Source organism: Pseudomonas sp. KB_15 (genome assembly GCF_052114525.1).
In the GTDB taxonomy this organism is placed as follows: domain Bacteria; phylum Pseudomonadota; class Gammaproteobacteria; order Pseudomonadales; family Pseudomonadaceae; genus Aquipseudomonas.
Genome location: NZ_JBFREX010000041.1, coordinates 37,486 through 61,409 on the forward strand (window position 1 = coordinate 37,486; position 23,924 = coordinate 61,409).

The following is a 23,924-nucleotide window of genomic DNA, read 5'->3' on the forward strand; positions in this document are numbered from 1 at the left end:
GAAACTGTCAGTGTTGACAGGTAGGCAGACAATCACTGTGTGACAAAAGCCAAATCACAGCCCAGCGAGATCACCCTCGATCCTTACCCCGCAACATGCTGTCCAGCACTTCATCTCGCCGCACCCAGCCATGAAACAGCGCTGCCGCCAAATGCAGCAACACGGTCAGAAACAGCAGATACGCCAGATACCCATGTGCTTTGCGCAAAAACGCAAACACCTGCGCGTTCGCCGGCACAATCGACGGCAATTGCAGCGAACTGCTGAGCATCACCGGTTCACCCGATGCCGAAATCATCGCCCAACCCAGCAGCGGCAAGACCAGCATCAAGGCGTACAGCAACACATGCGACGCCTTGGCCGTCAGCGCTTGCCAACCCGGCAGGTCCGCCGGCAGCGGTGGCTGGGTGGTGGAAAAGCGCACCACCAGCCGCACGATCACCAACAGCAAAATCGCGATGCCCAAGGGTTTGTGCAAATGAATCAGCCATTCATGACGCTCGGACACCGAGGCAACCATGCCGGCGCCGATAAACAGCATGGCGATGATCATCAGCGCCATCAGCCAGTGCAGCAGGCGCGCCAGCGGGGCGAAGTGGTTCGGTTGGGTGCTCATTGCCGGGTCTCCTGTTTGGCGGCGGGCAACTGGCTGACTTCGCTGGTGCGACGCAGGTAGGAATTGGCGTAACCGGCTGAACGAGCGGCGAGCAGCGGGTCGTCGGAACCTTCGATCCCGGCAGGCAACACCAGCGGGTCGTAGTTGATGTCACGGCATTCGCCGTTGAGTTGAGGCTGAGCCTTTTCAAGCACCAGAGTGCCAGCGTTCAACACCTTGCGCCCTTCGGGCCAGGCCTTGCTGGCGTCGTTGACCGGATCGCCAGGGTTGGCCAGGGTGATGTTCAACTGCCAGCGCAACGGGCCTGCGGCGATTCGCTGAACCAGGTCTTTCTCCAGGAAATCACTGCCCTCCGGTGCTGTGGCCCCCGGTGCGTCCTGGTCCAGTGGCACCATGTTCCAGCGCACGGCCTGGCGTTGGCCGGCCGCGTTGACCAGGTAGAACGCATTGACGCTGTTGTAGTTTTCGGTCACGTAACTGGCCGACGGTTTGGCGGTTTTGATCCAGGCCAGGAACGGTGCGGCTTCCGGGTGTGAAGCAAAAAACGCTGGCACGGCCTTTGGGTCCGGTTTGCCGGTGGCCGGATCTGGCGACTGGGCTTTTTGCAGTTGATAGAACGCCTCGGGCGTGCCCACCGGGAACACCGGCATGCTGTTCATTCCCGTGCGCCACTGCTGGCCGTTGGCCTGAGTGAAACGCAAGGCCATGCTGCGGATCGGCACGGCACTGTCCGGTGCGTAGGGATTGCCGGCGGGCAAGGCGAAACGCCCGACCACCGGCGTCCGCGCTTCGTTGAACACCTGAGCGGTAGAATAGCTGCGTGCATCAAAGCTGCTTTCAAAATGCCCGATCACGCACACGCCTTTGGAATGGTTGCGACGGAAACCCGGATGCACGCCGTTGTTGGTTTCCAGCACATTGATGAGTTTCTTCGGGGTCAGGCGCTGTGGGTCGAAGGTGCCGTTGACGTAGGCAAACGCCCCGGCCACTGCGGCAACGACCACGGCAATGCCAGCCAGACGCAACGTCAGGCTCGCCGCACTCAAGGGTGGCCGGGGTGGCGGTGATGATCGATCTACCATGAAAGACTCCAGGGCCATCGGCCACAAGTGAGAAGAATCAAGCAGACGAACCGCACGCAGGTTTATTCCAGCGCGCGGTATTTATTTTTTCAGGCGTGGAATAACCTCGGGTGCCGGGCGTCTTCCTAGTCCCAAGCGTAGTGATGACTAGCCTGAACTTCATGAACGATATCGACGAACAACTGAGAGAAATTATTCCCGGATTGCGGCGATTTGCTGTGTCGTTGACGCGCAACTCCAGCAGCGCCGACGATCTGGTGCAGGCCAGTCTGGAGCGTGCGCTGTCGAGTTGGGGCGACAAACGTGCCGACGGTGATTTGCGCGCCTGGCTGTTCTCGATTCTCTATCGGCAGTTTCTCGATGCGCACCGCCGCACACGGCGCTATGCGCGCATGCTCGAATTCTTCACCGGCCGTGATGATGCACAGCCCTCGGTGGAGCGCTCCGTGATTGCACAATCCACCCTCAACGCCTTCGATCAACTGCCCACCGAACAACGCGCGCTTCTGCTCTGGGTGTCGGTGGAAGGCTTGAGCTACAAAGAGGTCGCCGAGATTCTCGACGTACCCATCGGCACCGTGATGTCCCGCCTGTCCCGGGCCCGCCAGGCCCTGCGCCAACTCAGTGAAGGCGAAATCACCCGCCCTGCCCTGCGGAGACTCAAATGATCAGCATGCCCCCAAGCGAGCGTGACTTGCACGCCTACGTCGACCACCAACTCAGCGAGGACGACCGACGTCTGGTGGAGACTTTTCTCACAAGTAATCCGGAGGTTGCCGACCAAGTGCGGGCCTGGCAGCAAGATGCCCAGCAACTGCGCGCGGCCCTGAGTGGCGTGTTGCAACAACCGGCCAATCCGGAACTCGATCCGGCCATGATTCGCCAACGCCTGAAACGCCAATCGCGGCGACATCTGGCCAGCGCGGCCGTGCTGCTGATCGCGGTCAGCATCGGCGGCTTCAGTGGCTGGCAGGCCCGTGAGATGACTTTCACAGGTGCCCAGCTGCCGATGACCGATGCGCTGCAGGCCTATCGTCTGATTGCCCAGCAAGGGATCCTGCCAGCCGACTACAAGGCCAGCGACGACGGCGACATGCAGGGCTGGCTCGACCGTTATTTCACCCAGGCCAATCGCTTGCCTGACCTGTCGGGGGCAGGCTTCAAACCGGCCAGCGGGCGCTTGCTCAGTACCGAACAAGGGCCGGCGGCAATGGTGGTCTACGAGAATCAGGGCGGGCAGAAAATCAGCTTCTACGTGCGCCCACCGGGACCGAAAAACTTCATGTTGCCAAGAGGCAGTCGCAGTGATGGCGACTTGCAGGCCGAGTATTGGTCGGGGGGCGGTTACAACTATGCGATGGTCAGCCCCGCGGATACGCCGGCGGCGCAGATGCTGAGGCAGACCGTGCAGTTCTAATCACACCCACAGAACATGAATGGAACACTGTTCTATTGTGGGAGCGGGCTTGCTCGCGAAAGCGGAGTGTCAGTCGACATTCATTGCACACCGGTGTTGCGCCCGGCGTAACCGAGCTTGCGCACGTTCTCGACTTCCGAGCGCAGGAACACCTCGTCATACAGATGGAAGTCCTTCAGCCGCGGCAAGTTGTAGTGGATCACCGTGTCGCGCTCTTCCGGCGGCAGAAACGCCAGGATCGCCAGGCTGCCCTGCCCCACGCCCAGAGCCACGCGTCCGCCGATATCGCCGGTGAAGGTACGAATCGGAAACGGCCCTTCGCTGCGGTCCAGGCAGATCGCGTCGAAGCCGCTGCGCGCCAGCAGAAACAAGGAATCGCCCAGCGACGCCGATAGCCGCAGCAGCGCCGGGCGCACCAGTTCGCGCAGGTTGCCGCTGTTGCCCGCGCGGGCGGCCAGGGCGAAAAAGTCCAGGCTCAGGCGGTAGCGCTTGCTACGCGCATCCTGCTCGACCATGCCCTCGTCCATCAGGTTGCGCAGCAAGCGGTGGGTGGTCGGTTGCGACAAACCGATGTGTTGCGCCAGTTGCGTCACGCGCTCCCCGCCCTCGACGGTATCGCCCAACGCACGCAGCACCGCAAACAGTCGTGAGACGGCGCCGACACCGACGTCATTTTTATTTTCATTCCGCTCAGTGGAATCAGACATGGATTTTCTCGACGATTAATTTACTCACCGAATGAAACTGAAAATAGTCATCGCTTCAGTGAAATAGGCCATTGAGCCCATCCTAGTCTTCGTCCTAATCTGCGTCCAGACAGGGGCGATTCGAACAACAGCGGCAGCCGACTCAAGTCGAGCGCCAACGCACCCCGGAAACATTTTTTCGTATCTGCCCATACAAAAAAGCGCGCCTTCGGGCGACGCATAACAATCTCAGGTGGAGGCGCACTCATGGCTTTTGTGCAACTTGAAAAACTCGGCAAACGCTACGGTGAAATCGACGCCGTGGTCGCCACCGACCTCTCGGTGGAGAAAGGCGAATTCGTTTCGCTGCTCGGCCCTTCCGGATGCGGTAAAACCACCACCCTGCAAATGATCGCCGGGTTCGTTGAAGTCACCAGCGGGCGTATCGTCCTGGACGGTCGTGACATCACCCATGCCAAGCCCGCCAGCCGTGGCCTGGGCGTGGTGTTCCAGAGTTACGCGCTGTTTCCGCACATGACCGTCAAGGACAACGTCGCCTTCGGCCTGCGCATGCGCAAGGTACCGAATGCCGAGATCCAGCAGCGGGTTGAGCGGGTACTGAAACTGGTACGCCTGCACCAGCACGCAGAGCGCTACCCACGGGAGCTGTCCGGCGGCCAGCGTCAGCGTGTAGCTCTGGCTCGGGCTTTGGTGATCCAGCCACCGGTGCTGCTGCTCGATGAACCGCTGTCCAACCTCGATGCCAATCTGCGCGAAGAGATGCAGTTCGAGATCCGCCGCATCCAGCGCGAGGTCGGCATCACCACGCTGATGGTCACCCACGACCAGTCCGAAGCCCTGTCGATCAGCGACCGCGTGGTGGTGATGCAGGCCGGACGTATCACCCAGATCGACGCGCCCTACACCCTCTACGAACACCCGCGGACCGAGTTCATTTCCGGGTTCGTCGGCAAAGCCAACCTGCTGCCCGGTGAACGCGACACGGCCGGTGTGGTTCAGGTGTGCGGACGTGGCGATGGCGACCTGACCCTGAGCCTGCGTCCGGAGAAAATCGATCTGCGCGAGGCTGGCGTTGGTCGCCTGCAAGGCAAGGTCAGCAGCCGTTTCTTCCTCGGCAGCCAATGGCTGTACGGCGTGTCGACGACCCTGGGCGAACTCTGCGTGGTGCGCCGCAACGACGGCTCGGCACCATTGAGCGAAGGCACGGCGGTCGGCCTTGACTGGGACGCGGCGCTGTTGCGGGTGCTGAGTGTCGACGAGGTGACGGCATGAGTGCACTCGCCGCCATTCGCCTGGGGCGTCAGGGTTACCTGCTGTCGGCACCTGCCCTGGCGTTGTATGTCAGCCTGCTGGTGATCCCGCTGATGCTGACGCTGCTGCTGTCGTTCAACGTCTTCGACTACGGCTCGGGGATCAAGGGCGACGCCTACACCGTCGAACACTACGGCAGCCTGCTGGGCGATCCGTACTTCTACGAGATCTTTCTGCGCACCCAGTGGATCAGCGCCCTCACCACCTTGCTCTGCGTGCTGATCGGGGTTCCCGAGGCGTACATCCTCAGCCGCATGGGTGCGCCGTGGCGTTCGATTTTTTTGATCCTGATCCTCACTCCGCTGCTGATCTCGGTAGTAGTACGCGCCTTCGGCTGGAGCCTGCTGCTCGGCGCCGATGGCCTGGTCAACCAGACCCTGCAAGCCTTCGGCGGCTCGCCGATGAAGCTGCTCTACACGCCGTTCGCGGTGGTGATTGCGTTGGTTCACGTGATGCTGCCGTTCATGATCATTCCGGTGTGGACCTCACTGCAGAAACTCGACCCGGCCGCCGAACAAGCCGCGCTGTCGCTGGGCGCCGGCCACTTCACGGTGATTCGCCAGGTGGTATTGCCGCAGATCATGCCCGGCATCCTGTCCGGCACCCTGATCGTGTTCGGCCTCGCCGCCAGCTCCTTCGCCATTCCCGGCCTGCTCGGCGGACGTCGCCTGAAGATGGTCGCCACGCTGATCTACGACCAGTACCTGTCGGAACTCAATTGGCCCATGGGCGCGGCCATCGCCGTGGCTCTGCTGCTCATCAACCTGCTGATCATGCTGTCGTGGAACCGCATGATCGAAGGCCGCTACAAGAAGTCATTGGGATAATTCGTCATGTCCAGGAACGGTTCTTTCGCCCTGCTGTTTCACACCCTGGTGGTGCTGTTCATGCTCGCACCGCTGGTGGTGGTGTGCCTGGTGGCCTTCACTCCGGAGAACACCCTGAGCCTGCCAACCACCGAGTTTTCCCTGCGCTGGTTCCGGGCCGTGTTCGAGCGTGCCGACTTTGTCGATGCCTTCTACAACAGCCTGATTCTGGCGTTCAGCGCGGCCAGTCTGGCGACGCTGATTGCCGTACCGGCGGCGCTGGCGATCACCCGCTTCGAATTCCCTGGTCGGGACTTTTTCAACGGGCTGTTTCTGTCGCCAATCATCATTCCGCACCTGGTACTGGGTGTAGCGCTGCTGCGTTTGTTTGCGCTGATAGGGGTCAACGGCAGCTTCGCCTGGCTGATCTTCGCTCACGTGTTGGTGATCACGCCGTATGTGCTGCGCCTGGTGCTGGCGTCGGCCATCGGCCTGGATCGCAGCGCCGAACACGCCGCGCAATCCTTGGGTGCCGGGCGTTTCACGCTGTTCCGGCAGATCACTTTGCCGATGATCCTGCCGGGGGTCGCCGGTGGCTGGCTGCTGGCATTCATCAACAGTTTCGACGAAGTCACCCTGTCGATCTTCGTCACCTCGCCGGCCACGCAAACCCTGCCGGTACGCATGTACGTCTACGCCACCGAATCCATCGATCCGATGATGGCGGCGGTGTCGGCACTGGTCATCGCGCTGACCGCGCTGACCATGATTCTGCTCGACCGGGTCTATGGCCTGGATCGGGTTCTGGTGGGCAAACAATGAGGACGCCATGGCTCTGCTGAAACGACTGGCCGAAGGCGACCGCCCGGTCCTGGACTTTACGCTCGACGGCCAACCGGCCAGCGGCTTGCTCGGCGACACCGTGCTGACAGCGGTGCTGACCTGCAGCGATCACCTGCGCGGCAGCGACTTCAGCGCCGAACCCCGCGCCGGCTTCTGCCTGATGGGCGCCTGCCAGGACTGCTGGGTGCGCCTGGGCGATGGCCGCCGGGTACGTGCGTGCTCGACGTTGCTAGAAGCCGGGCAACACATCAACCGCGAACCGGGGCGATCGATATGAACACCCATTCCAACTGCAGAAACCGAATCCCCTGTGGGAGCGGCGGTGCGACGATTCGACTTGCTCGCGAAAGCGGTCTGTCAGTCAACATCTCAGCTGCATGTGTCGCCGTCTTCGCGAGCAAGCCCGCTCCCACAAAAGCACAGCAGCCGAGGTGCGCATGAGATCCGTCGTCATCATCGGCGCCGGCCCTGCCGGAATTCGCGCGGCGCAAACCCTGGTCGCCCACGGCGTTCCCCCGGTGCTGCTGGACGAAGCTGCACGCGGTGGCGGACAGATTTATCGGCGTCAGCCGGCCAACTTCAAGCGTTCGCCAGTCAAGCTGTATGGCTTCGAAGCGCGCAAGGCCAGTGCGTTGCACCAGACCATCGACAAGTTGCGCGAACAGCTCGATTACCGCCCTGAAACCCTGGTGTGGAATGCCGAGGACGGCGCCCTCGACACCTTGCAGGACGGACGTGCCGCACGACTGGAATTTTCCCGGGTGATCGTCGCCACCGGCGCCACCGACCGGATTTTGCCGGTGCCGGGCTGGACGCTACCCGGGGTCTACAGCCTCGGCGCGGCGCAGATCGCCTTGAAGTTTCAGGGTTGCGCCATCGGCGAGCGCGTGGTGTTCGCCGGCAGCGGCCCGCTGCTGTACCTGGTCGCGTATCAATACGCCAAGGCTGGCGCCAAGGTGGTCGCGGTACTCGACAGCTCACCCTTCAGCGCCCAGGCTCGCGCCCTGCCCGGCCTGCTGTCGCAACCGGCCACTCTGGTCAAAGGCATCTATTACCGTGGCTGGCTGACCGCCCACGGCATCCCGGTGCATCAGGGTGCAACCTTGAAGCACGTCGAGGGCGAACAACGGGTGCAGGCGCTGATCTGGTCCGACGCAAAAGGCGAACATCGACTTAACTGCGATGCCGTCGCCTTCGCCCACGGCCTGCGCAGCGAAACCCAGCTCGCCGACCTGCTCGGCTGCGAATTTGCCTGGAACCCGCTCAATCGCGCCTGGCTCCCACAACGCGATCGCGCCGGGCGCAGCAGCGTCGCCGAGGTGTACCTGGCCGGTGACGGCGCCGGGATCATGGGTGCCGACGCCGCGGAAATGGCCGGCGAACGCGCCGCATTGGCGTTGCTCGAAGACATCGGCTACCTGATCCCGACGCAGCGCACCGCGCAGCTTGAACAGGTGCTGGAACGCATCGGCGATTTTCGTCAGGGCCTGGAACGCGCCTTCGCCTTTCCCGAGAACTGGGCCGCCGGCATCGCCGATGACGTGATGGTCTGCCGCTGCGAAGAAGTCCGCGCCGGCGATATTCGTGAAGTGGTGCGCGAGGGTCACTGGGAAATAAATCGGGTCAAGGCCCATTGCCGGGTCGGCATGGGCCGCTGTCAGGGTCGGATGTGCGGCGCGGCGGCAGCGGAGATCATCGCCTGCGAAAGCCGGCGCGCTGTGTCCGACATTGGCCGGCTGCGCGCCCAGGCCCCCATCAAGCCGCTGCCCTTTGGCCTGGAGATCGACGCATGATCGAAGTCGACGCAGTGATCATCGGCGGCGGTATTGTCGGTGCTTCGGCGGCGCTGTTTCTCGGCAAGGCCGGGCGTCGCGTGGTGCTGCTGGAGCGGGACTTCTGCGGTTCGCATTCCAGCGGCGTCAACTACGGTGGCGTCCGCCGCCAGGGCCGACCGTTGTCGCAACTGCCGCTGTCGCAACGTGCCCACGCCATCTGGGCGCAGCTGCCGCAATTGATTGGCATCGACGGCGAATATCAACGCAGCGGCCACCTGAAACTCGCCCGCAGTACAGACGATTTGCGTGCCCTGCAAGACTACGCTGCCAGCAGCCAGGGCTTCGGCCTCGACTTGCAGGTGCTTGACCGCACCGAGCTGCGCAGCCGTTTTCCATGGGTGGGAGACGTCGCGGTGGGCGCCTCGTATTGCCCGGATGACGGTCACGCCAATCCGCGTCTGGTGTCCCCTGCGTTCGCCCGGGCGGCGCGGCGCCACGGTGTGCAGGTACATGAGCAGTGCACGGTCACCGCCGTGGAACACGACGGCCAGCGCTTTTGCATACGCACACAAAACGGCCTGCAGTTGCACGCACCCTGGCTGCTGAACTGTGCCGGGGCTTGGGCGGGCAGCATCGCCGCGCAATTCGGCGAACCGGTGCCGATGCATTCCGGGCACCCGGCAATGCTGGTCACCGAGCCCCTGCCGTTGGTGATGGATGCCAGCACCGGCGTCGAGGGTGGCGGCATCTACGCGCGACAGGTCGCCCGCGGCAATTGCGTGTTGGGTGGCGGCCAGGGTTTTGCCCTGGACGACGCCCGCGCCCGCCCCGGTCAAGGCGCCGTGCTGGAAATCCTGCGCCAGGCCGTTGAGCTCTATCCGTTTCTTGAAGGTGCCCAGGCGATTCGTACCTGGAGCGGCACCGAGGGTTACCTGCCTGATCGCCAGCCGGTGATCGGCCACAGCCGTACCCAGCCTGGTCTGTTGCATGCGTTCGGCTTTGCCGGCGCCGGTTTCCAGATCGGCCCGGCGGTGGGCCAGGCGCTCACCGAGATCATCTGTAGCGGCGCGTCAAAGACGTCGCTGGATGCGTTTTCCATCACCCGGTTTCACTCCATCTCCGTAGTTTGATAGAGGAAGGTCGCGCCAATGAAAAACCTCAAACGCAACGCACTGCTCGGTTTGTCCTGCATGAGCGCCCTGCTCACCATCACCCAGGCCCACGCCGAACCGACGCTTTACCTGGGCATGAACGGCGGGACCATGGAGCGGCTTTACGCCGACAAGGTACTGCCGGCCTTCGAGAAGGCCAACAACGTCAAAGTGGTGATCGTGCCCGGGACCTCCGCCGATATCCTGGCCAAGGTCCAGGCCAGCAAGGACAATCCGCAGATGCATGTGATGTTCCTCGACGACGGCATCATGTACCGCGCCATCGCCATGGGCCTGTGCGACAAACTCGAAAACAACCCGGCCCTGGCGCAGATTCCCGCCAAGGGGCGGATCAAGGATGAAGCGGTAGCCGTCAGTCTCGGCGTCACCGGATTGGCCTACAACACACGCTTGTTCAAGGAGAAAGGCTGGAGCGCGCCGACCTCGTGGATGGACATGGCTGACCCGCGCTTCAAGGACAAACTGGTGTTCCAGTCGATGGCCTCCTCCACCTTCGGCCTGCACGGTTTCCTAATGTTCAACCGGATTCAGGGCGGCAGCGAAACCAACGTCGATCCGGGGTTCAAGGCTTGGCCGAACACGGTTGGGCGCAACGTACTGGAATACATCCCGAGTTCGGCGAAGATTTCCGAAATGCTCCAGACCGACGAGGCGGCGCTGTTTCCGCTGACACCGACCCAGGTCACCGCCCTGAAGCTCAAGGGCATGCCAGTGGAATACGCACAACCGAAGGAAGGCGCCGTGGTGCTCAACGTCGCTGAATGCGCCATCGCCAACAACACGCAACCGCAACTGGCGCAAAAACTCGCCGCGTTCCTGCTCACCCCCGAAGCCCAGGCCACCGCGCTTGAGGACGGCGACCAGATTCCTTCAAACCCCAATACCCCGACCTCCGAGCGAACCCGTGGGCAGGTCGAAGCGATGAAACAATACCTGGAGACCGCAATCGCGGTGGATTGGGATCAGGTCAACGAACAGCGCCCTGCGTGGAATGCACGGTGGAATCGGAGTATCGAGCGATAGGCGACTGACACGACTGCGCTCCACAAACGACGCCCCCTGTAGGAGCGAGCTTGCTCGCGATGGACGTCAACGATAACGCGTGCTGCCTGAGTGCCCGCGCTATCCTGAGTTTTTCGCGAGCTCGCTCCTACAGGCCCTTCCAAGTGACCGGTCGGAACCGCTCCGACGCGCACTGACACAACTGGAAGCAAATTCCCTGCTCTGGTTACACTATGGCGCCGCAGCTCGGGGAGCCTGCCCGCACACCAGAGGTGACATCTCAGTGGCCGTTCGACCGCCCAATCGTTCGCGAATCAAATCGCGCTGGCAATCGTTGCGTCGCCTTCTCGGCAAGGCACCGGCCGCCGGCAGCGCCGAGGCAGGCGAGGTTATCCACGACTACTTTCGCCACCAGGCCCATTCCCGGGGCTACACCCTCAGCCACAGCCAACAACGCGTGATCGACTGCATGGCCCGGCATGCCTGCATGCTGATGGGTGCTTCGACGAAATCCCTTCCCGGCCTTTACCTGCATGGTGCCGTGGGACGCGGCAAGAGCTGGCTGCTCGACGGTTTTTTCCGGGCCGTTCCCGTGGCGCAAAAACAACGCCTGCACTTCCATCAGTTTTTCGCCCAACTGCACCAGGGCATGTTCAAGCACCGCGAACAGGCCGACGCCCTGGCGGTCACCCTCGATGAACTGCTCAGGGATTGCCGGGTGCTGTGTTTCGATGAGTTCCATGTGCACGACATCGGCGATGCGATGCTCATCACCCGGTTGTTCAAGGCACTGTTCCAGCGCGGCATCCTGTTGCTGGTCACCTCCAACTACCCGCCCGCAGGCCTGTTGCCCAATCCGCTGTACCACGCCCGCTTCAAACCGGCGATCGACTTGATCAATGCGCGCATGCAAGTGATGGAAGTCGGCGGGCCGCACGATTATCGCAACCAGGTCCGCAGCCACGCGCAACAGCTGTTCACCCAAGGCCGGTATGTGTGGCCGGCCAGCGCGCTGCAGCGGCACTCATTGAATCTGCCGGATCGCGGTGCCCCGCCCCTGTCGCTCCCTGTAGGCACCCGACACTTCCAGGCGCGTTTGTGCGATGAGCGCCGCATCGGTTTTACTTTCGCCGACCTGTGCGACCAGCCTGTGGCCGTGATGGATTACCTGGAGCTGTGCCGCCGCTTCGATAGCTGGATCATCGATGACCTGCCGCGGCTCGGTGAATGCTCGATTGCCGCCCAGCAGCGTTTCATCAATCTCATCGACGTGCTCTACGACCAGGACAAGCACCTGACGCTGCTCGGGCAGCACGCCTTGCGAGAAAGCCTGGACGGCGATGCCATTGATCTGGCGCGCACCCGCAGTCGATTGGGGCAACTGGTGGAAGTCAGCGAACCGGCCTGACAGATCACCGGTCTTTCCCGCTATCATGTCGCGCATTTCCGGGGCCACTCGCCCTTTCCTTGATCAATGGCGAATCTGTTCATGCATACCCTTGCTCAATTGCGTGCCGGCGAGTTGTCGGGCATCACGCGGCTGGATCTGGTCGACGGCCTCACCGAATTCCCTCGGGAGATTTTCGATCTGGCGGACTCGCTGGAAGTGCTCAACCTCAGCGGCAACGCCTTGAGCGCCCTGCCCGAGGACTTGCATCGCCTGACCCGTCTGCGCGTGCTGTTCTGTTCCGATAACCGCTTCACCGAGTTGCCGGCCTGCCTGGGCCAATGCGCCGCTCTGACGATGATCGGCTTCAAGGCCAACCGCATCGCCCATGTGCCAGCAGCGGCGCTACCGCTGCTGCTGCGCTGGCTGATCCTGACCGACAACTGCATCGAGACGCTGCCGAGCGAGTTGGGAGAGCGGCCATACCTGCAAAAGCTCATGCTCGCCGGCAACCGTTTGCACGCGCTGCCGGAGTCGTTGCGTCAGTGTCATCGGCTGGAGCTGATSCGCATCGCCGCCAACCAGTTGACCGAGTTGCCGCAATGGTTGCTGGAATTGCCGAGCCTGACCTGGCTGGCCTATGCCGGTAACCCGCTGGAAACCGAAGCCGATGCCGCGGCCCTCGACGCGACACCGCGCATTGACTGGTCGGCATTACGCCTGGAGAAAAAACTCGGCGAAGGTGCGTCCGGGGTGATACATCAGGCTGCTTGGCAACCGGCTGACCAGCCAACCATGGCCGTTGCGGTGAAGCTCTACAAGGGTGAAATGACCAGCGATGGCTCACCGCTGCACGAGATGAACGCCTGCATCACCGCCGGCCTGCACCCGAACCTGATCCGCGTCGAGGGGCGAATTGTCGATCACCCGCAGCAAACCGCCGGGCTGGTGATGCAACTGATCGCACCGAGTTACCGCAACCTCGCCGCGCTGCCGAGCCTGGCGTCGTGCAGCCGCGACATCTACCCCGACGACTTGCGCTTGAGTGCCACGGTGGCGCTACGCATTGCCTCGGGGATTGCCTCGGTGGCCGAGCACTTGCACGGCCATGGCATCACCCACGGCGACCTCTACGGGCACAATATTCTGTGGAATGAACAGGGTGATTGCTTGCTGGGGGACTTTGGCGCGGCGTCGTTCCACGGGATTTCCGACAGCCTTGAAAGCCGTGCCTTGCAGCGGATCGAGGTGCGGGCGTTCGGGGTGCTGTTGGGGGAATTGCTGGCGCGGATCGACTCGGGGTTGAGCGATGAGCTGCATCGGACACTGGAAGATCTGGAGCGGCGTTGCTGTCAGCCGCAAGTGCTGGCGCGGCCGGGGTTTAGCGAAGTCGTGGAGCAACTGAAAAATCTGTGACCGCTGCGCGGTCATTCGCGAGCAAGCCCGCTCCCACATTAGATCGCGCCTGGCCGGGCAACTCGATCAACTGTGGGAGCGGGCTTGCTCGCGAAGACGGTGTCACTGGTGAATCAGATCAACCTGCCAACCCGACAAACATGTCCTGCACGTCGTCATGGTTATCGAGGCCTTCGAGGAACGCTTCGACTTCAGCCATCTGCTCATCGCTCAGGCCGCTGACCGGGTTTTTCGGCTGGTAGCCCAGTTTTGCCGACAGCACGGTGAAGCCTTGTTCCGGCAGGGCTTTCTGTACCGCGTCGAGGTCGGTCGGCTCGGTCAGGAACAGGGTTGCCCCCTCTTCACCCGGTTCGAAATCCTGCGCACCGGCTTCGATGGCGGCCATTTCCGGGTCGGCGTCCGGGGTGTCCGGCGACGCTTCGATCATGCCGACATGGTTGAAGTCCCAGGCCACCGAACCGGAAGCGCCCAGTTGGCCCTTGCGGAACGCCACGCGGATCTCGGCGACGGTGCGGTTGATGTTGTCGGTGACGCATTCAACGATCAACGGCACCTGATGCGGGGCGAACCCTTCATAGGTCACGCGATGGTATTGCACGGTCTCGCCCAACAGGCCCGCACCCTTCTTGATGGCGCGATCCAGTGTTTCCTTGGGCATCGAAGCTTTCTTGGCCTGTTCAACCACCAGGCGCAAATGCGCGTTGGTAGCAATATCGGCACCGTTGCGCGCAGCAATGGTGATTTCCTTCACCAGTTTGCCGAAGATCTTGCCCTTGGCATTGGCTGCCGCTTCTTTGTGTTTAACCTTCCACTGTGCGCCCATTTCTCACTCTCTTATCTGTGGCATCTGTGGCGCCGAGACATCTATTGGCCGACGCATTGCGCAAGTTTATACGGCCTAAAGTTGGCAATCGACCAAAAAATCCCGACTGGCATCGACATCTTCACCAACGGTTGTAGGGCGATTCTGAAATGCCGCTTTAACGTGTCCGCAATGCGCCGGGGTTTCGTACGCTTTGCACCCTATTCAACGGCAGTAGCGTGTTCGATGCACAACGACAAGGAAAGTCCCACCACCCTGACGCTTCTCGATGACGACCTGAGTTTCCAGGTAGTCCGGTTCAGCGGTCATGAAGCACTCAACCAGCCCTATCGATTCGACATCGAGGTTATCGGGCTGGCACCGGCCCTGAACCTCGAACGATTGCTGCACCAGCCGGCGTTCCTCGAATTTGGCCACGACCAAGAAATTCATGGTGTGCTGCACAGCGCAGGCTGTGAACATCGAAGCGCACACCGGGTCGCTTACAAACTGGTGTTGGTGCCCCGTATCCAGTCGCTGGATCAGCAACGCTGCCGACGGGTTTTCCAGCGCGCCAGCGTGCCCATGATCCTGCGCCAGTTGCTGGAGGAACATGCGCTGCCCGCTGGCAGTTATCGCTTTGAACTGGCAACCGGGCACTATCCGCTGCGACCTTTTTGCATTCAGTACGAAGAAACCGACCTGGCGTTGCTGCAACGGTTGTGCGAGGAAGAAGGCATTCATTATCACTTCGAGCATCAACGCGACGGCCACGTGCTGGTGCTGGCCGATGACAGCCTGAGTTTCCCCCAGGAGCCGTTGTGCATGCCGCTGCGCAGCGACGCCCTCGATGAACACCACGAACCGGTGATCAGCGAATTGTTCCAGCGCCATGACGCTCCGCGCTCCCCCGTGCGCCCAAGTGCCAGGAATCCTGGTGCACCGGACATCAGCGACGGCGCAGCCAACCACTTGTTCGCCCCGTCGAAACACTTTCCCGCTCGCGAACAACAGCATCGCGACCAGCTCAGCCGTCGCCAACTGGAACGCCTGCGCTGCCGACACCTGCAGATCCACGGTCAAAGTAACCAGGGTGCATTACGCAGTGGCCGGATCGTTCAGGTGGCCGGGCATCCGCTGACGAATTTCAACGATCAATGGCTGGTCACCGAAATCCGCCATCAGGGGCGTCAGTCATCCATTCTGCTCGACGACGCACCGGGCACGACGCCGGGCTACCGCAATCAATTCAGCGCCATCCCTTGGTCGACGGTGTTCAGGCCTGCGCTCAAACAACCCAGGCCGAGTATCCCCGGGTATCAGCCCGGCCAGGTGTGCGGCCCGATCGGGCAACCGGCGACGGTGGATGAGGATGGCCGGGTTCAGGTGCACCTCTGGCCCGCCACACAATCAGCCGCAGAGGCRTCCGATGGCCTGTGGCTACCGCTGGCGCTGACCACCGCCGAGGACTGGATTGATCCAACCCGCTTGCCCGTGGCTGGCAGCGAAGTACTGGTGATTTTCCTCGACAGTGATCCGGATCGCCCGGTGCTCTGCACGGCCATGGGCCCTCGGCCACAACCTCGCCACCCTCGTCCGCGCGAGCCCCGTGGCGATACCCGCCTGCTGTTCGACTGGCTGCTCAACCGCTCGGACCTTGCGCCCTGATGCTCAACCCTTGTCGGCCTTGCCGGCCGCAGCGGCGAATTTCGCCAGACGCACGTCCAGATGCCGTGGCCGACGCCCGTGATCCTCCGCTCGCTCCTTGCGGCGGATGGCGTTGCGCACCATCAGCGAACCGATGTAGCGAATCGGCTCCGGCGGGAAAAACCCCAGCGGCCCGTTGACCAGCGGCGAGCGGGTCCAGGGGTTGTCCAGGCCCTGGACCATCGACGCCAGAATCTGCCCGCCCATATGGCATGGCCCGACACCGCTGCCGGAGTAGCCGAAACCGTAGAACACATTGCCACTGGCGCTCATCTGCCCGAAAAACGGCAGCCCGGTCACCGAACGATCCGACGGACCATTCCAGGTCGCCTCGACCTTGACGTCGGCAAACGCCGGGAAGAAATCCGTCAGGCTGTTCTGCAACAGACCAGCATAAGGCGAAGGCTGATCGAACACCGGCAGCATGCGTCCGCCATAAGCGAAGGTATTGCCGCCCTTGCCGAGCATGATCCGGCCGTCGGGGGTGTTGTGGTAGTAGTGCACGAAAATCCGCGAATCGAGCACCGTGACACCGCTGATCAAGCCGATTTCATCCAGCAAATCCGGCCGTGGCTCGGTGATCAGCATGTCGCTGGAAACGATCGCCACGCTGCGTTCGAACTGCGGGAACGCCCGGGCCATCCAGGCGTTCATCGCCAGCACCACGCGGTCGGCGCGAATGGTGCCGTTGCGGGTTTGAATGCCTGCCGGCCTGCCCTCTTCCAGCCCGGTCATCGCGGTATTTTCGTGAATCCTCACACCCAATTGCAGGGCGACCCGGCGCAGACCGCGTACCAGTTTGCCCGGCTGCACACTGGCCGCGGCCGGGGAAAACCAGCCTTCCAGGTGTTTGCTGGAACCGGCCATGCGCTGCACATCGGCCACCGGTCGCTGGGTGAACGAGTTGATGCCGTTGCGCTCCAGCGCGGCGATGACCGCATCGGTCGAGCCGCATTGGGCACGATTGGTGGCGGTGTAGAGCGTACCGTCGAGGCGGTAATCGGCGTCCACCGCATATTGTTCGCAGAAGGCACCGATGGCATGGATGCTGCGCTCGGACTCCTTGACCAGGCGCACCGCCTCTTCGACGCCGAACAAACGCTCAAGGGTGAAATACTTGGCCGACCACGACAATGCACAACCGCCATTGCGTCCACTGGCCCCGGCACCGCAGATATCCGCTTCGATCAGCAACACGTCGAGTTCGGGGTTCTGTTCCTTGAGCATGATCGCGGTCCACAACCCGGTGTAACCGCCGCCGACGATGCACACGTCGGCGCGGCTGTCGCCTTCCAGTGGCGGACAGGTTTCGGATGCATCAGCCTTCAAGGCCTGGTCCAGCCAAAAGGGTCTCATGGGTCAATCTCCAGTCAGTGGCCCACACGCCGGCCTGCCGCAGACGCAGCAGGCCGCGAGGGACAGGATTCAGGAACGCAGGGGTTTGACGGTCATCGCTTGATTGGGTACGTAGGCGAAGTGAGTACCCAAACCGCCAGGGCGGCTGTTCCAGTGCGGGATCAACACCAGTGCGGAGAACATTGCGCAGCCGGCGAAGACGATGAACACGGTAACGGTGTCGAAGTAGCCCGGCAGCAGCCCGCCGAGAATCGCCCCGACCGAGCCGCAGCCGTTGACGAACCCGGCCGCCGTCGCACCGGCCTTGGCCGTGCCGAAATCGATGGCGGCAGCGCCGCTGATCATCGAGTCAGGTCCATAAAGGGTCAGGCCCATGACGAACAGCAATGCCACCACCAGGATCACGCTGCCGGTGTGCAGGGCCCCCATGAACAGCGCCAAAGACACGGTCAGTGCCAACAGGCTGAGCACACAAGCGGGCATGCGCCGGGCGCCGAACAGTTTGTCCGAGGCCAGGCCGATCATAATCGGCCCGAGCAACCCGGCCAGCTCGAACGAGGTCGGAATGATCGCCGCACCGACCTTGCCCACCGAAGGCATCTGTTCGAAGACGATCACCGGCCCCCACAGCAGAATCGCGTAACGCGCCGGTTTCAGCATGAAGTACGCCAACCCCAGCACCAGCACCGTGCGGTTGCGCAGGATTTCCTTCAGCGGCTCCCAGATGCTGATTTTGCTTTGGGCAAGGGTTTCTTCAGCCGTCAGTTCGGGCTCCGGCTCCACGGCCGGCAAGCCCACGTCTTCCGGTTTGTTGCGTTGAAAAATAAAAAACAGCACGGCGACCAGCCCAACCACCGCCGCACTGGAAACAAACGCCGCATGCCAGGTGCCGATGAGCGTATACGCCCACCACCCGGCAAACGGCGACGCCACGAGACCGCCAAAGGCGTAGCAGGAACTCCACAGGCCCAATACCCGCCCGCGTTGTTCGGAGGGGAAGAAACTGCCGAGGTTCTTGCACAGCCCCGACCATCCGGTGGACTGCGCCAGGCCTTGTATCAGCATGCAGGTAGCGAAAATCGGTAATGTTGCGAAGTTACCCATCACCAGCGCCGCGCCAGCGGAAATCAGCAACCCGCCGAGCACCACCACGCGCGGCCCGAAGCGGTCGGCCAGCATGCCCCAGGTGAATTGGCCGACGGCATACGCCGTCAGGTAGATGGCGTCGAGGTTGGCCATGGCCATTTTGTCGAGCATGAAGGTCGGGTCTTCGGCGATGCCGAGCTTGGCCACCGAGAAGGCTTTGCGGGTGAAGTAGAAAGCGGCGTAGGCGAGCCAGGTGATCGCGAAGATCTGCACGCGCCAACGCTTGATGGTGCCGATGTGCTTGTTCATTGTGGTTCTGACCTCAGGGTGTGAGTGTGCCGGCAGAATTGGAAGAAAACGCCTGTGTTTTTATTGTTGAGCACTGCGAAATCACCTTGTCCCTGTGGGCGATTCCGGTCAGATGAGTCCTGTAGTTGCACGCACAGGCTCATGGCACCCGCTGCTGTTCGATTGRCCAGTCACCGGGGCTGAGGTGGATAAAAACAATTACTGATTAATAAGTGAAATCGATTTATCGTATTTCAAAAATAAGCTCAGCTTGTTACTGGAGATTCCCATGTCGGTTTCCCACGCCCAGCTCAAAGCGTTCCACGCCGTGGCGGTCCATGGAAGCTTTACCAAAGCCGCCGAGCGGCTTTTTCTGACGCAACCGGCGATTTCCGACCAGGTGCGCAAACTCGAAGAGCGCTACGGGGTTTTGCTGTTTCACCGCAACAAGCGTTCGGTGCGCCTGACCGATCTGGGTGAGCGCCTGCTGAGCGTTACCCAGCGGCTTTTTGTGATCGAGGCGGAAGCCCAGGAACTGCTTCAGGAGTCCCAGGCCTTGCAGACCGGCAGCCTGATTCTGGCGGTGGATGCACCGGTGCACGTGCTGCCGCAGATCGCGCGGTTCTGCGAACGCTACCCCGGCATCAGCGTGAAGATCGAAACCGGCAACACCGATGAGTCGCTGTTTCGACTGTTCAACTATCAGGCCGACCTGGCGTTGCTGGGCCGTGACGTCAGCGATGAACGGCTGATCTCCCTGCCCCTGCGTAACGACCCGATGGTGGCGTTCGTGTCGCGCAATCATCCGTGGGCCGACCGCGAATCCATTACCCTCGCGGACCTCGACGACACGCCACTGGTGTTGCGGGAAATCGGTTCGGTGACGCGCCAGACCCTGGAGGAAGAAATGGCCGGCGCCGGGTTTCGGATTCGTCCGGCGATACAGGTCGAAGGCCGGGAAGCGGCGCGTGAAGCGGTGGTGGTGGGAATTGGAATTGGCGTGGTGTCCGCCGCCGAGTTTGGTGCGGACTCCAGGGTTTGTGCACTGCCGATTACCGACTGCAAACGGCGATTGACCGAGACGCTGGTGTGCTTGCGCGAGCAGAGTTCGCGGCGGCTGGTGGCGACCTTTCTTGAGATGGTGCGCGAGAGTCTTGTGTAGGCAGGTCTGGCCTCTTCGTCGGATCGCCGCCCGGAGCAAGYCCGCTCCCACAGGTGATCTATGAACGACACAAATCAAATGTGGGAGCGGGCTTGCTCGCGAATGCAGACGACTCGGTCTACCTGACAGGCGCCAACCCCAAAAACGCCTGAATCAACCGCAAATCCCGCCGCCGCTCCATGCACCCGATCATGTGCCGATTCACCAACCCCTCGCCAATGATCGGTACTGCCGCCACCCGCGGGTCATGGCTGACCTCCACCGACGACACCACCCCTACCCCCAGTTCGGCGGCCACCGCCTCGGTCACCGCTTCGCGGCTGTCCAGTTCCAGCAGCACCCGTGGATTGACCTTGGCCTGGGCGCAAGCCTCGTCGAAGGTGCGCCGGGTAATCGAACTCGGCTCGCGCAGCACCATGATCACCTGATCCAGCTCCTTGAGCTGTACGCCTTTGGCCTTATGCGCCCAAGGATGCCCGTCGGGCACCAGCGCGCAAATCCGTGATTCGTTCAGCGCCTGCAGATGCAAGCCCTTGCGCGGCTCGATCTCGGTCAGCACCGCCACGTCAGCATGCTCGGACAACAACGCCGCCAGGGTTTCCTGGGCGTTGCCCAGGCGCAGGTTCACCGTGATTCCCGGATAGCGCGCCCGCAGGCTGGCGAGCATCGGCATGACCATGTGAGGGCCGTCCGCCGCCACCTCCAGACGCCCGGTGAGCAATTGCCGATTGGCTTCGAGCATCACCTGCGCCTCTTCGGCCAGACCGAACATCGCCCGGGTGATGGCCGCCAGTTTGGTGCCCTCCTCCGTCAGCTCCACTCGACGGGCGGTACGGCGCAGCAAGGTGATCTGGTAGTGCTCCTCCAGGGCCTTGATGTGCCCGGTGACCGCCGGCTGGCTGATGAACAGCCGCGCCGCCGCCCGGGTAAAGCTGCCTTCCCGGGCCACGGCATCGAAGGCGCGGAGCTGAAACAGGTTCATGAATAACCCTCACTGATGGCTGGCATAACAACAAACAATTTGATTGATAACTCGGCAAATTGCAATTTAGGCCCTGTAGCTTCATCCCATCGATTGCGAGGACACGAGAATGAGTACTGCCGCACCCATCCTGCTCACCCCCGGCCCGTTGACCACTTCGCCCCGCACCCGTCAGGCGATGATGATCGACTGGGGTTCATGGGATGACCGCTTCAATCAACTGACTGCCAGCCTCTGCGAGCAACTGCTGGCGATTATCAACGGCGCCGCCACTCACCACTGCGTGCCCCTGCAAGGCAGCGGCACATTCGCGGTGGAGGCAGCGATCGGCACCCTGGTGCCTCGGGACGGCAAGGTTCTGGTGCTGATCAACGGCGCCTACGGCAAACGCCTGGCAAAAATCTGTGAAGTGCTGGGCCGCGCCTTCAGCACCTTCGAAACCGCCGAAGACGAACCGACCACCGCCGCCGACGTTGATCGCCTGCTGCGGGCCGATAACGGCATCACCCATGTCGCCCTGATTCACTGTGAAACCAGTACCGGCATTCTCAATCCGCTGCCAGAAATCGCTGACGTCATTGCACAACACGGCAAACGCCTGATCATCGACGCCATGAGTTCGTTCGGCGCGCTGCCGGTGGACGCGCAACAGGTGCCCTTCGATGCACTGATCGCCGCCTCGGGCAAATGCCTGGAAGGCGTACCAGGCATGGGCTTTGTCTTCGCCCGCAAAGAATCCCTGGCCAGCGCCGCCGGCAACTCGCATTCGCTGGCCATGGATTTGCAGGACCAGCACGCCTATATGGCCAAGACCGGCCAGTGGCGCTTCACCCCGCCGACCCATGTGGTCGCGGCGCTGCACGAAGCCCTGCTGCAGTACAACGAAGAAGGCGGCTTGCCGGCCCGGCACGAACGTTACGCCGCCAACTGCCAGGCACTGATGGAGGAGATGGGCAAACTGGGGCTGCGCAGCTTCCTGCCGGCGGCCATTCAGGCGCCGATCATCGCCACCTTCCATGCCCCGAAAGATCCGCGTTACCAGTTCAAGGAGTTCTACGAGCGGGTCAAGGCCAAGGGTTACATCCTCTACCCCGGCAAACTGACCCAGGTCGAAACCTTCCGCGTCGGCTGCATCGGTCATGTCCAGCCAGCCGAAATGCGCGAAGCCGTAGCGGCGATTGGCGAAGTACTGCGCGAGATGGAAGTGTTAGAGATCTAACCCACACCGCATTCCCCTGTGGGAGCGAGCTTGCTCGCGATAGCGGACTGACATCCAACATTGATGTCGACTGCCAGGGCCTCATCGCGAGCAAGCTCGCTCCCACAAAAAACAGTTTTCCTAAATAGCCAGTTATTACAGGATTCAGATCACCATGAACTACACCAACCCAACCAAACTGCAAGCCGCCATCCTCGACTGGGCCGGCACCGTAGTCGACTTCGGCTCCTTCGCCCCGACGCAGATTTTCGTCGAGGCCTTCGCCGAGTTCGACGTCCAGGTGTCCATCGAAGAAGCCCGTGGCCCGATGGGCATGGGCAAGTGGGACCACATCCGCACCTTGTGCGATCAGCCGGAAGTTGCCGAGCGTTATCGCAAAGTGTTCGGCCGCACGCCGACCGACGATGACGTCACCGCGATCTACCAGCGCTTCATGCCCCTGCAGATCGAAAAAATCGCCGAACACTCGGCGCTGATTCCGGGGGCGCTGGAGACCATTGCCAACCTGCGCCAGCAAGGAATCAGGATTGGCTCCTGCTCCGGTTACCCGAAACAGGTCATGGACAAAGTGGTCGAACTGGCCGCCACCAACGGCTACGTCGCCGATCACGTGGTCGCCACCGACGAAGTCCCGAATGGCCGCCCATGGCCGGCCCAGGCGCTGGCCAACGTCATCGCCCTGGGCATCGACGATGTCGCCGCGTGCGTGAAGATCGATGACACTGTGCCGGGCATTCTCGAAGGTCGCCGCGCCGGCATGTGGACCGTGGCGCTGATCTGCTCGGGCAACGCCCTGGGCCTGGACTACGAAGGTTATCGCGCGCTGGGCAGCGACCAACTGGACAGCGAACGCAAGCGCATCCACGCCATGTTCGAAGGTTCGCGCCCGCACTACATGATCGACACCATCACCGATCTGCCGGAAGTGATCGCCGACATCAACAAGCGTCTGGCCAACGGCGAAATGCCGCAATCGAGCTAAAAAACGCAACTCCCCCCTGTAGGAGCGAGCTTGTTCGCGATGGTGTGTCAGTCGACATCAACGTATCTGACACTCCATCGCGAGCAAGCTCGCTCCTACAGGTTTTTCTGTCCAGGACATGAACCAGAGCATTCAGCGACCAATCGCCTCAGGCAAACCCGGTGAAACAGGATTACAGTTAAAGCACACCGTCGGACAAGAACGGTGGCTTTAAACCGGACCTCTGAGGAACACCGTATGCCGTGGAAAAATTCCGCCTCGCGCTACAGCACCGTATCGATCGCGCTGCATTGGTTGATGCTGGTCCTGCTGGTGCTGGTTTACGCCTGTATCGAGTTTCGCGGGTTCTTTCCCAAGGGCAGTGGCGGGCGCACGCTGATCGTCGAGTCGCACTTCATGCTCGGCCTGACCGTATTCGTTCTGGTCTGGCTGCGATTGTTCGCACGCAGTCTCGGCCCGGCACCGGAGGTCTTCCCGGCCTCGCCGCACTGGCAAACGACGCTGGCCAGGCTGATGCACTGGGCGCTGTACATTTTCATGATTGTCACGCCGATTCTCGGGTGGCTGGTCACCAGCGCCAAAGGCAATCAGGTGATGTTCTACGGTGTCGATTTGCCGATGCTGATCGCGGAAAACAAGGACCTGGCCAAACAACTCCAGGACTGGCACGAGCTCGGCGGCACTATCGGCTATTGGCTGATCGGCCTGCATGCCGCGGCCGCGCTGTATCACCACTATGTGGTGGGCGATAACACCTTGCTTCGGATGATGCCCAAGAGCGTGAACCGCGATACCTGAGGCCACTG

General features: G+C 62.0%; 22 protein-coding genes and 1 pseudogene. 16 read left to right on the plus strand and 7 right to left on the minus strand.

Annotation, left to right across the window (positions count from 1 at the left end):
* Positions 1-70 precede the first annotated feature (70 nt).
* The gene (locus tag AB4Z35_RS23865; protein ID WP_442099781.1) at positions 71-616 is read right to left on the minus strand and encodes a cytochrome b; all 546 of its coding nucleotides are present in this window, start codon (positions 614-616) and stop codon (positions 71-73) included.
* Complete coding sequence (locus tag AB4Z35_RS23870; RefSeq protein WP_442099783.1) at positions 613-1,698, minus strand: catalase family peroxidase; 1,086 nt, start codon at positions 1,696-1,698, stop codon at positions 613-615. The genes AB4Z35_RS23865 and AB4Z35_RS23870 overlap by 4 nt, the downstream gene beginning before the upstream one ends.
* A 161-nt stretch (positions 1,699-1,859) precedes the next feature.
* Here AB4Z35_RS23870 and AB4Z35_RS23875 point away from each other — a divergent pair, with 161 nt between their 5' ends.
* Both AB4Z35_RS23875 and AB4Z35_RS23880 read left to right on the plus strand, forming a co-directional pair.
* On the plus strand, positions 1,860-2,366 hold the full coding sequence (locus tag AB4Z35_RS23875; protein ID WP_442099824.1) for a sigma-70 family RNA polymerase sigma factor: 507 nt from the start codon (positions 1,860-1,862) through the stop codon (positions 2,364-2,366).
* Positions 2,363-3,115, plus strand: coding sequence for an anti-sigma factor family protein (locus AB4Z35_RS23880; RefSeq protein ID WP_007999515.1), 753 nt, complete (start codon positions 2,363-2,365; stop codon positions 3,113-3,115). The genes AB4Z35_RS23875 and AB4Z35_RS23880 overlap by 4 nt, the downstream gene beginning before the upstream one ends.
* A gap of 86 nt (positions 3,116-3,201) precedes the next feature.
* On the opposite strand, the pseudogene AB4Z35_RS23885 reads toward AB4Z35_RS23880, so the two are convergent.
* Positions 3,202-3,822, minus strand: a pseudogene (locus AB4Z35_RS23885) (IclR family transcriptional regulator); the annotation flags it as partial.
* Positions 3,823-4,068: 246 nt separating this feature from the next.
* On the opposite strand from AB4Z35_RS23885, the gene AB4Z35_RS23890 reads away from it, so the two are divergent.
* The 9 genes from AB4Z35_RS23890 (at position 4,069) to AB4Z35_RS23930 (ending at position 13,534) form a co-directional block, all read left to right on the plus strand.
* The gene (locus AB4Z35_RS23890) at positions 4,069-5,094 is read left to right on the plus strand and encodes an ABC transporter ATP-binding protein (protein ID WP_007999513.1); all 1,026 of its coding nucleotides are present in this window, start codon (positions 4,069-4,071) and stop codon (positions 5,092-5,094) included.
* Complete coding sequence (locus AB4Z35_RS23895) at positions 5,091-5,960, plus strand: ABC transporter permease (RefSeq protein WP_442099785.1); 870 nt, start codon at positions 5,091-5,093, stop codon at positions 5,958-5,960. Before AB4Z35_RS23890 ends, AB4Z35_RS23895 begins: the two co-directional genes overlap by 4 nt.
* 6 nt (positions 5,961-5,966) lie before the next feature.
* Positions 5,967-6,761, plus strand: coding sequence for an ABC transporter permease (locus AB4Z35_RS23900; RefSeq protein ID WP_095966537.1), 795 nt, complete (start codon positions 5,967-5,969; stop codon positions 6,759-6,761).
* A gap of 7 nt (positions 6,762-6,768) precedes the next feature.
* Positions 6,769-7,059, plus strand: a complete 291-nt coding sequence (locus AB4Z35_RS23905; RefSeq protein WP_095966538.1) for a (2Fe-2S)-binding protein — start codon at positions 6,769-6,771, stop codon at positions 7,057-7,059.
* 160 nt (positions 7,060-7,219) lie between these two features.
* Positions 7,220-8,575 carry an FAD-dependent oxidoreductase gene (locus AB4Z35_RS23910; RefSeq protein ID WP_442099787.1) on the plus strand — a complete coding sequence of 452 codons (1,356 nt, stop codon included), beginning with the start codon at positions 7,220-7,222 and terminating at the stop codon, positions 8,573-8,575.
* Positions 8,572-9,687, plus strand: coding sequence for an NAD(P)/FAD-dependent oxidoreductase (locus AB4Z35_RS23915; protein ID WP_442099788.1), 1,116 nt, complete (start codon positions 8,572-8,574; stop codon positions 9,685-9,687). The genes AB4Z35_RS23910 and AB4Z35_RS23915 overlap by 4 nt, the downstream gene beginning before the upstream one ends.
* A gap of 18 nt (positions 9,688-9,705) precedes the next feature.
* Positions 9,706-10,752 carry an ABC transporter substrate-binding protein gene (locus AB4Z35_RS23920; RefSeq protein WP_442099790.1) on the plus strand — a complete coding sequence of 349 codons (1,047 nt, stop codon included), beginning with the start codon at positions 9,706-9,708 and terminating at the stop codon, positions 10,750-10,752.
* Positions 10,753-11,014: 262 nt separating this feature from the next.
* The gene (gene zapE, locus AB4Z35_RS23925; protein ID WP_442099792.1) at positions 11,015-12,139 is read left to right on the plus strand and encodes a cell division protein ZapE; all 1,125 of its coding nucleotides are present in this window, start codon (positions 11,015-11,017) and stop codon (positions 12,137-12,139) included.
* A gap of 81 nt (positions 12,140-12,220) precedes the next feature.
* Positions 12,221-13,534, plus strand: coding sequence for a leucine-rich repeat-containing protein kinase family protein (locus AB4Z35_RS23930; protein ID WP_442099794.1), 1,314 nt, complete (start codon positions 12,221-12,223; stop codon positions 13,532-13,534).
* A gap of 118 nt (positions 13,535-13,652) precedes the next feature.
* Here the strand turns inward: AB4Z35_RS23930 and AB4Z35_RS23935 are convergent, their stop codons facing one another.
* On the minus strand, positions 13,653-14,357 hold the full coding sequence (locus AB4Z35_RS23935; protein ID WP_008051121.1) for a YebC/PmpR family DNA-binding transcriptional regulator: 705 nt from the start codon (positions 14,355-14,357) through the stop codon (positions 13,653-13,655).
* 225 nt (positions 14,358-14,582) lie between these two features.
* Here AB4Z35_RS23935 and AB4Z35_RS23940 point away from each other — a divergent pair, with 225 nt between their 5' ends.
* On the plus strand, positions 14,583-16,004 hold the full coding sequence (locus tag AB4Z35_RS23940) for a type VI secretion system Vgr family protein (protein WP_442099796.1): 1,422 nt from the start codon (positions 14,583-14,585) through the stop codon (positions 16,002-16,004).
* A 3-nt stretch (positions 16,005-16,007) separates the two neighbouring features.
* On the opposite strand, the gene AB4Z35_RS23945 is transcribed toward AB4Z35_RS23940, so the two are convergent.
* Together AB4Z35_RS23945 and AB4Z35_RS23950 are read right to left on the minus strand one after the other, a co-directional pair.
* Positions 16,008-17,399, minus strand: coding sequence for an FAD-dependent oxidoreductase (locus tag AB4Z35_RS23945; protein WP_442099798.1), 1,392 nt, complete (start codon positions 17,397-17,399; stop codon positions 16,008-16,010).
* Between the two features lie 69 nt (positions 17,400-17,468).
* Positions 17,469-18,794: an MFS transporter gene (locus AB4Z35_RS23950; protein ID WP_442099800.1), complete on the minus strand. Its 1,326-nt coding sequence runs from the start codon at positions 18,792-18,794 to the stop codon at positions 17,469-17,471.
* Between the two features lie 268 nt (positions 18,795-19,062).
* Here AB4Z35_RS23950 and AB4Z35_RS23955 point away from each other — a divergent pair, with 268 nt between their 5' ends.
* Positions 19,063-19,935, plus strand: coding sequence for a LysR family transcriptional regulator (locus tag AB4Z35_RS23955; protein ID WP_442099802.1), 873 nt, complete (start codon positions 19,063-19,065; stop codon positions 19,933-19,935).
* Positions 19,936-20,053: 118 nt separating this feature from the next.
* On the opposite strand, the gene AB4Z35_RS23960 is transcribed toward AB4Z35_RS23955, so the two are convergent.
* Positions 20,054-20,917, minus strand: a complete 864-nt coding sequence (locus AB4Z35_RS23960; RefSeq protein ID WP_442099804.1) for a LysR substrate-binding domain-containing protein — start codon at positions 20,915-20,917, stop codon at positions 20,054-20,056.
* A 109-nt stretch (positions 20,918-21,026) separates the two neighbouring features.
* Here AB4Z35_RS23960 and AB4Z35_RS23965 point away from each other — a divergent pair, with 109 nt between their 5' ends.
* The 3 genes from AB4Z35_RS23965 to AB4Z35_RS23975 all read left to right on the plus strand — a co-directional run bounded on the left by AB4Z35_RS23965 (position 21,027) and on the right by AB4Z35_RS23975 (position 23,916).
* Positions 21,027-22,136: a 2-aminoethylphosphonate--pyruvate transaminase gene (locus tag AB4Z35_RS23965; protein ID WP_442099806.1), complete on the plus strand. Its 1,110-nt coding sequence runs from the start codon at positions 21,027-21,029 to the stop codon at positions 22,134-22,136.
* A 154-nt stretch (positions 22,137-22,290) separates the two neighbouring features.
* Positions 22,291-23,118, plus strand: a complete 828-nt coding sequence (phnX, locus tag AB4Z35_RS23970) for a phosphonoacetaldehyde hydrolase (protein WP_007999483.1) — start codon at positions 22,291-22,293, stop codon at positions 23,116-23,118.
* Positions 23,119-23,355: 237 nt separating this feature from the next.
* Positions 23,356-23,916, plus strand: coding sequence for a cytochrome b (locus AB4Z35_RS23975; RefSeq protein WP_442099808.1), 561 nt, complete (start codon positions 23,356-23,358; stop codon positions 23,914-23,916).
* Positions 23,917-23,924 lie beyond the last annotated feature (8 nt).

What these genes read in the sequence shown, in the direction of transcription:
- AB4Z35_RS23865 (WP_442099781.1), bottom strand. Translation starts at nt 616, where the DNA reads ATGAGCACCCAACCGAACCACTTCGCCCCGCTGGCGCGCCTGCTGCAC.
- AB4Z35_RS23870 (WP_442099783.1), bottom strand. Translation starts at nt 1,698, where the DNA reads ATGGTAGATCGATCATCACCGCCACCCCGGCCACCCTTGAGTGCGGCG.
- AB4Z35_RS23875 (WP_442099824.1), top strand. Translation starts at nt 1,860, where the DNA reads ATGAACGATATCGACGAACAACTGAGAGAAATTATTCCCGGATTGCGG.
- AB4Z35_RS23880 (WP_007999515.1), top strand. Translation starts at nt 2,363, where the DNA reads ATGATCAGCATGCCCCCAAGCGAGCGTGACTTGCACGCCTACGTCGAC.
- AB4Z35_RS23890 (WP_007999513.1), top strand. Translation starts at nt 4,069, where the DNA reads ATGGCTTTTGTGCAACTTGAAAAACTCGGCAAACGCTACGGTGAAATC.
- AB4Z35_RS23895 (WP_442099785.1), top strand. Translation starts at nt 5,091, where the DNA reads ATGAGTGCACTCGCCGCCATTCGCCTGGGGCGTCAGGGTTACCTGCTG.
- AB4Z35_RS23900 (WP_095966537.1), top strand. Translation starts at nt 5,967, where the DNA reads ATGTCCAGGAACGGTTCTTTCGCCCTGCTGTTTCACACCCTGGTGGTG.
- AB4Z35_RS23905 (WP_095966538.1), top strand. Translation starts at nt 6,769, where the DNA reads ATGGCTCTGCTGAAACGACTGGCCGAAGGCGACCGCCCGGTCCTGGAC.
- AB4Z35_RS23910 (WP_442099787.1), top strand. Translation starts at nt 7,220, where the DNA reads ATGAGATCCGTCGTCATCATCGGCGCCGGCCCTGCCGGAATTCGCGCG.
- AB4Z35_RS23915 (WP_442099788.1), top strand. Translation starts at nt 8,572, where the DNA reads ATGATCGAAGTCGACGCAGTGATCATCGGCGGCGGTATTGTCGGTGCT.
- AB4Z35_RS23920 (WP_442099790.1), top strand. Translation starts at nt 9,706, where the DNA reads ATGAAAAACCTCAAACGCAACGCACTGCTCGGTTTGTCCTGCATGAGC.
- AB4Z35_RS23935 (WP_008051121.1), bottom strand. Translation starts at nt 14,357, where the DNA reads ATGGGCGCACAGTGGAAGGTTAAACACAAAGAAGCGGCAGCCAATGCC.
- AB4Z35_RS23945 (WP_442099798.1), bottom strand. Translation starts at nt 17,399, where the DNA reads ATGAGACCCTTTTGGCTGGACCAGGCCTTGAAGGCTGATGCATCCGAA.
- AB4Z35_RS23950 (WP_442099800.1), bottom strand. Translation starts at nt 18,794, where the DNA reads ATGAACAAGCACATCGGCACCATCAAGCGTTGGCGCGTGCAGATCTTC.
- AB4Z35_RS23955 (WP_442099802.1), top strand. Translation starts at nt 19,063, where the DNA reads ATGTCGGTTTCCCACGCCCAGCTCAAAGCGTTCCACGCCGTGGCGGTC.
- AB4Z35_RS23960 (WP_442099804.1), bottom strand. Translation starts at nt 20,917, where the DNA reads ATGAACCTGTTTCAGCTCCGCGCCTTCGATGCCGTGGCCCGGGAAGGC.
- AB4Z35_RS23965 (WP_442099806.1), top strand. Translation starts at nt 21,027, where the DNA reads ATGAGTACTGCCGCACCCATCCTGCTCACCCCCGGCCCGTTGACCACT.
- phnX (WP_007999483.1), top strand. Translation starts at nt 22,291, where the DNA reads ATGAACTACACCAACCCAACCAAACTGCAAGCCGCCATCCTCGACTGG.
- AB4Z35_RS23975 (WP_442099808.1), top strand. Translation starts at nt 23,356, where the DNA reads ATGCCGTGGAAAAATTCCGCCTCGCGCTACAGCACCGTATCGATCGCG.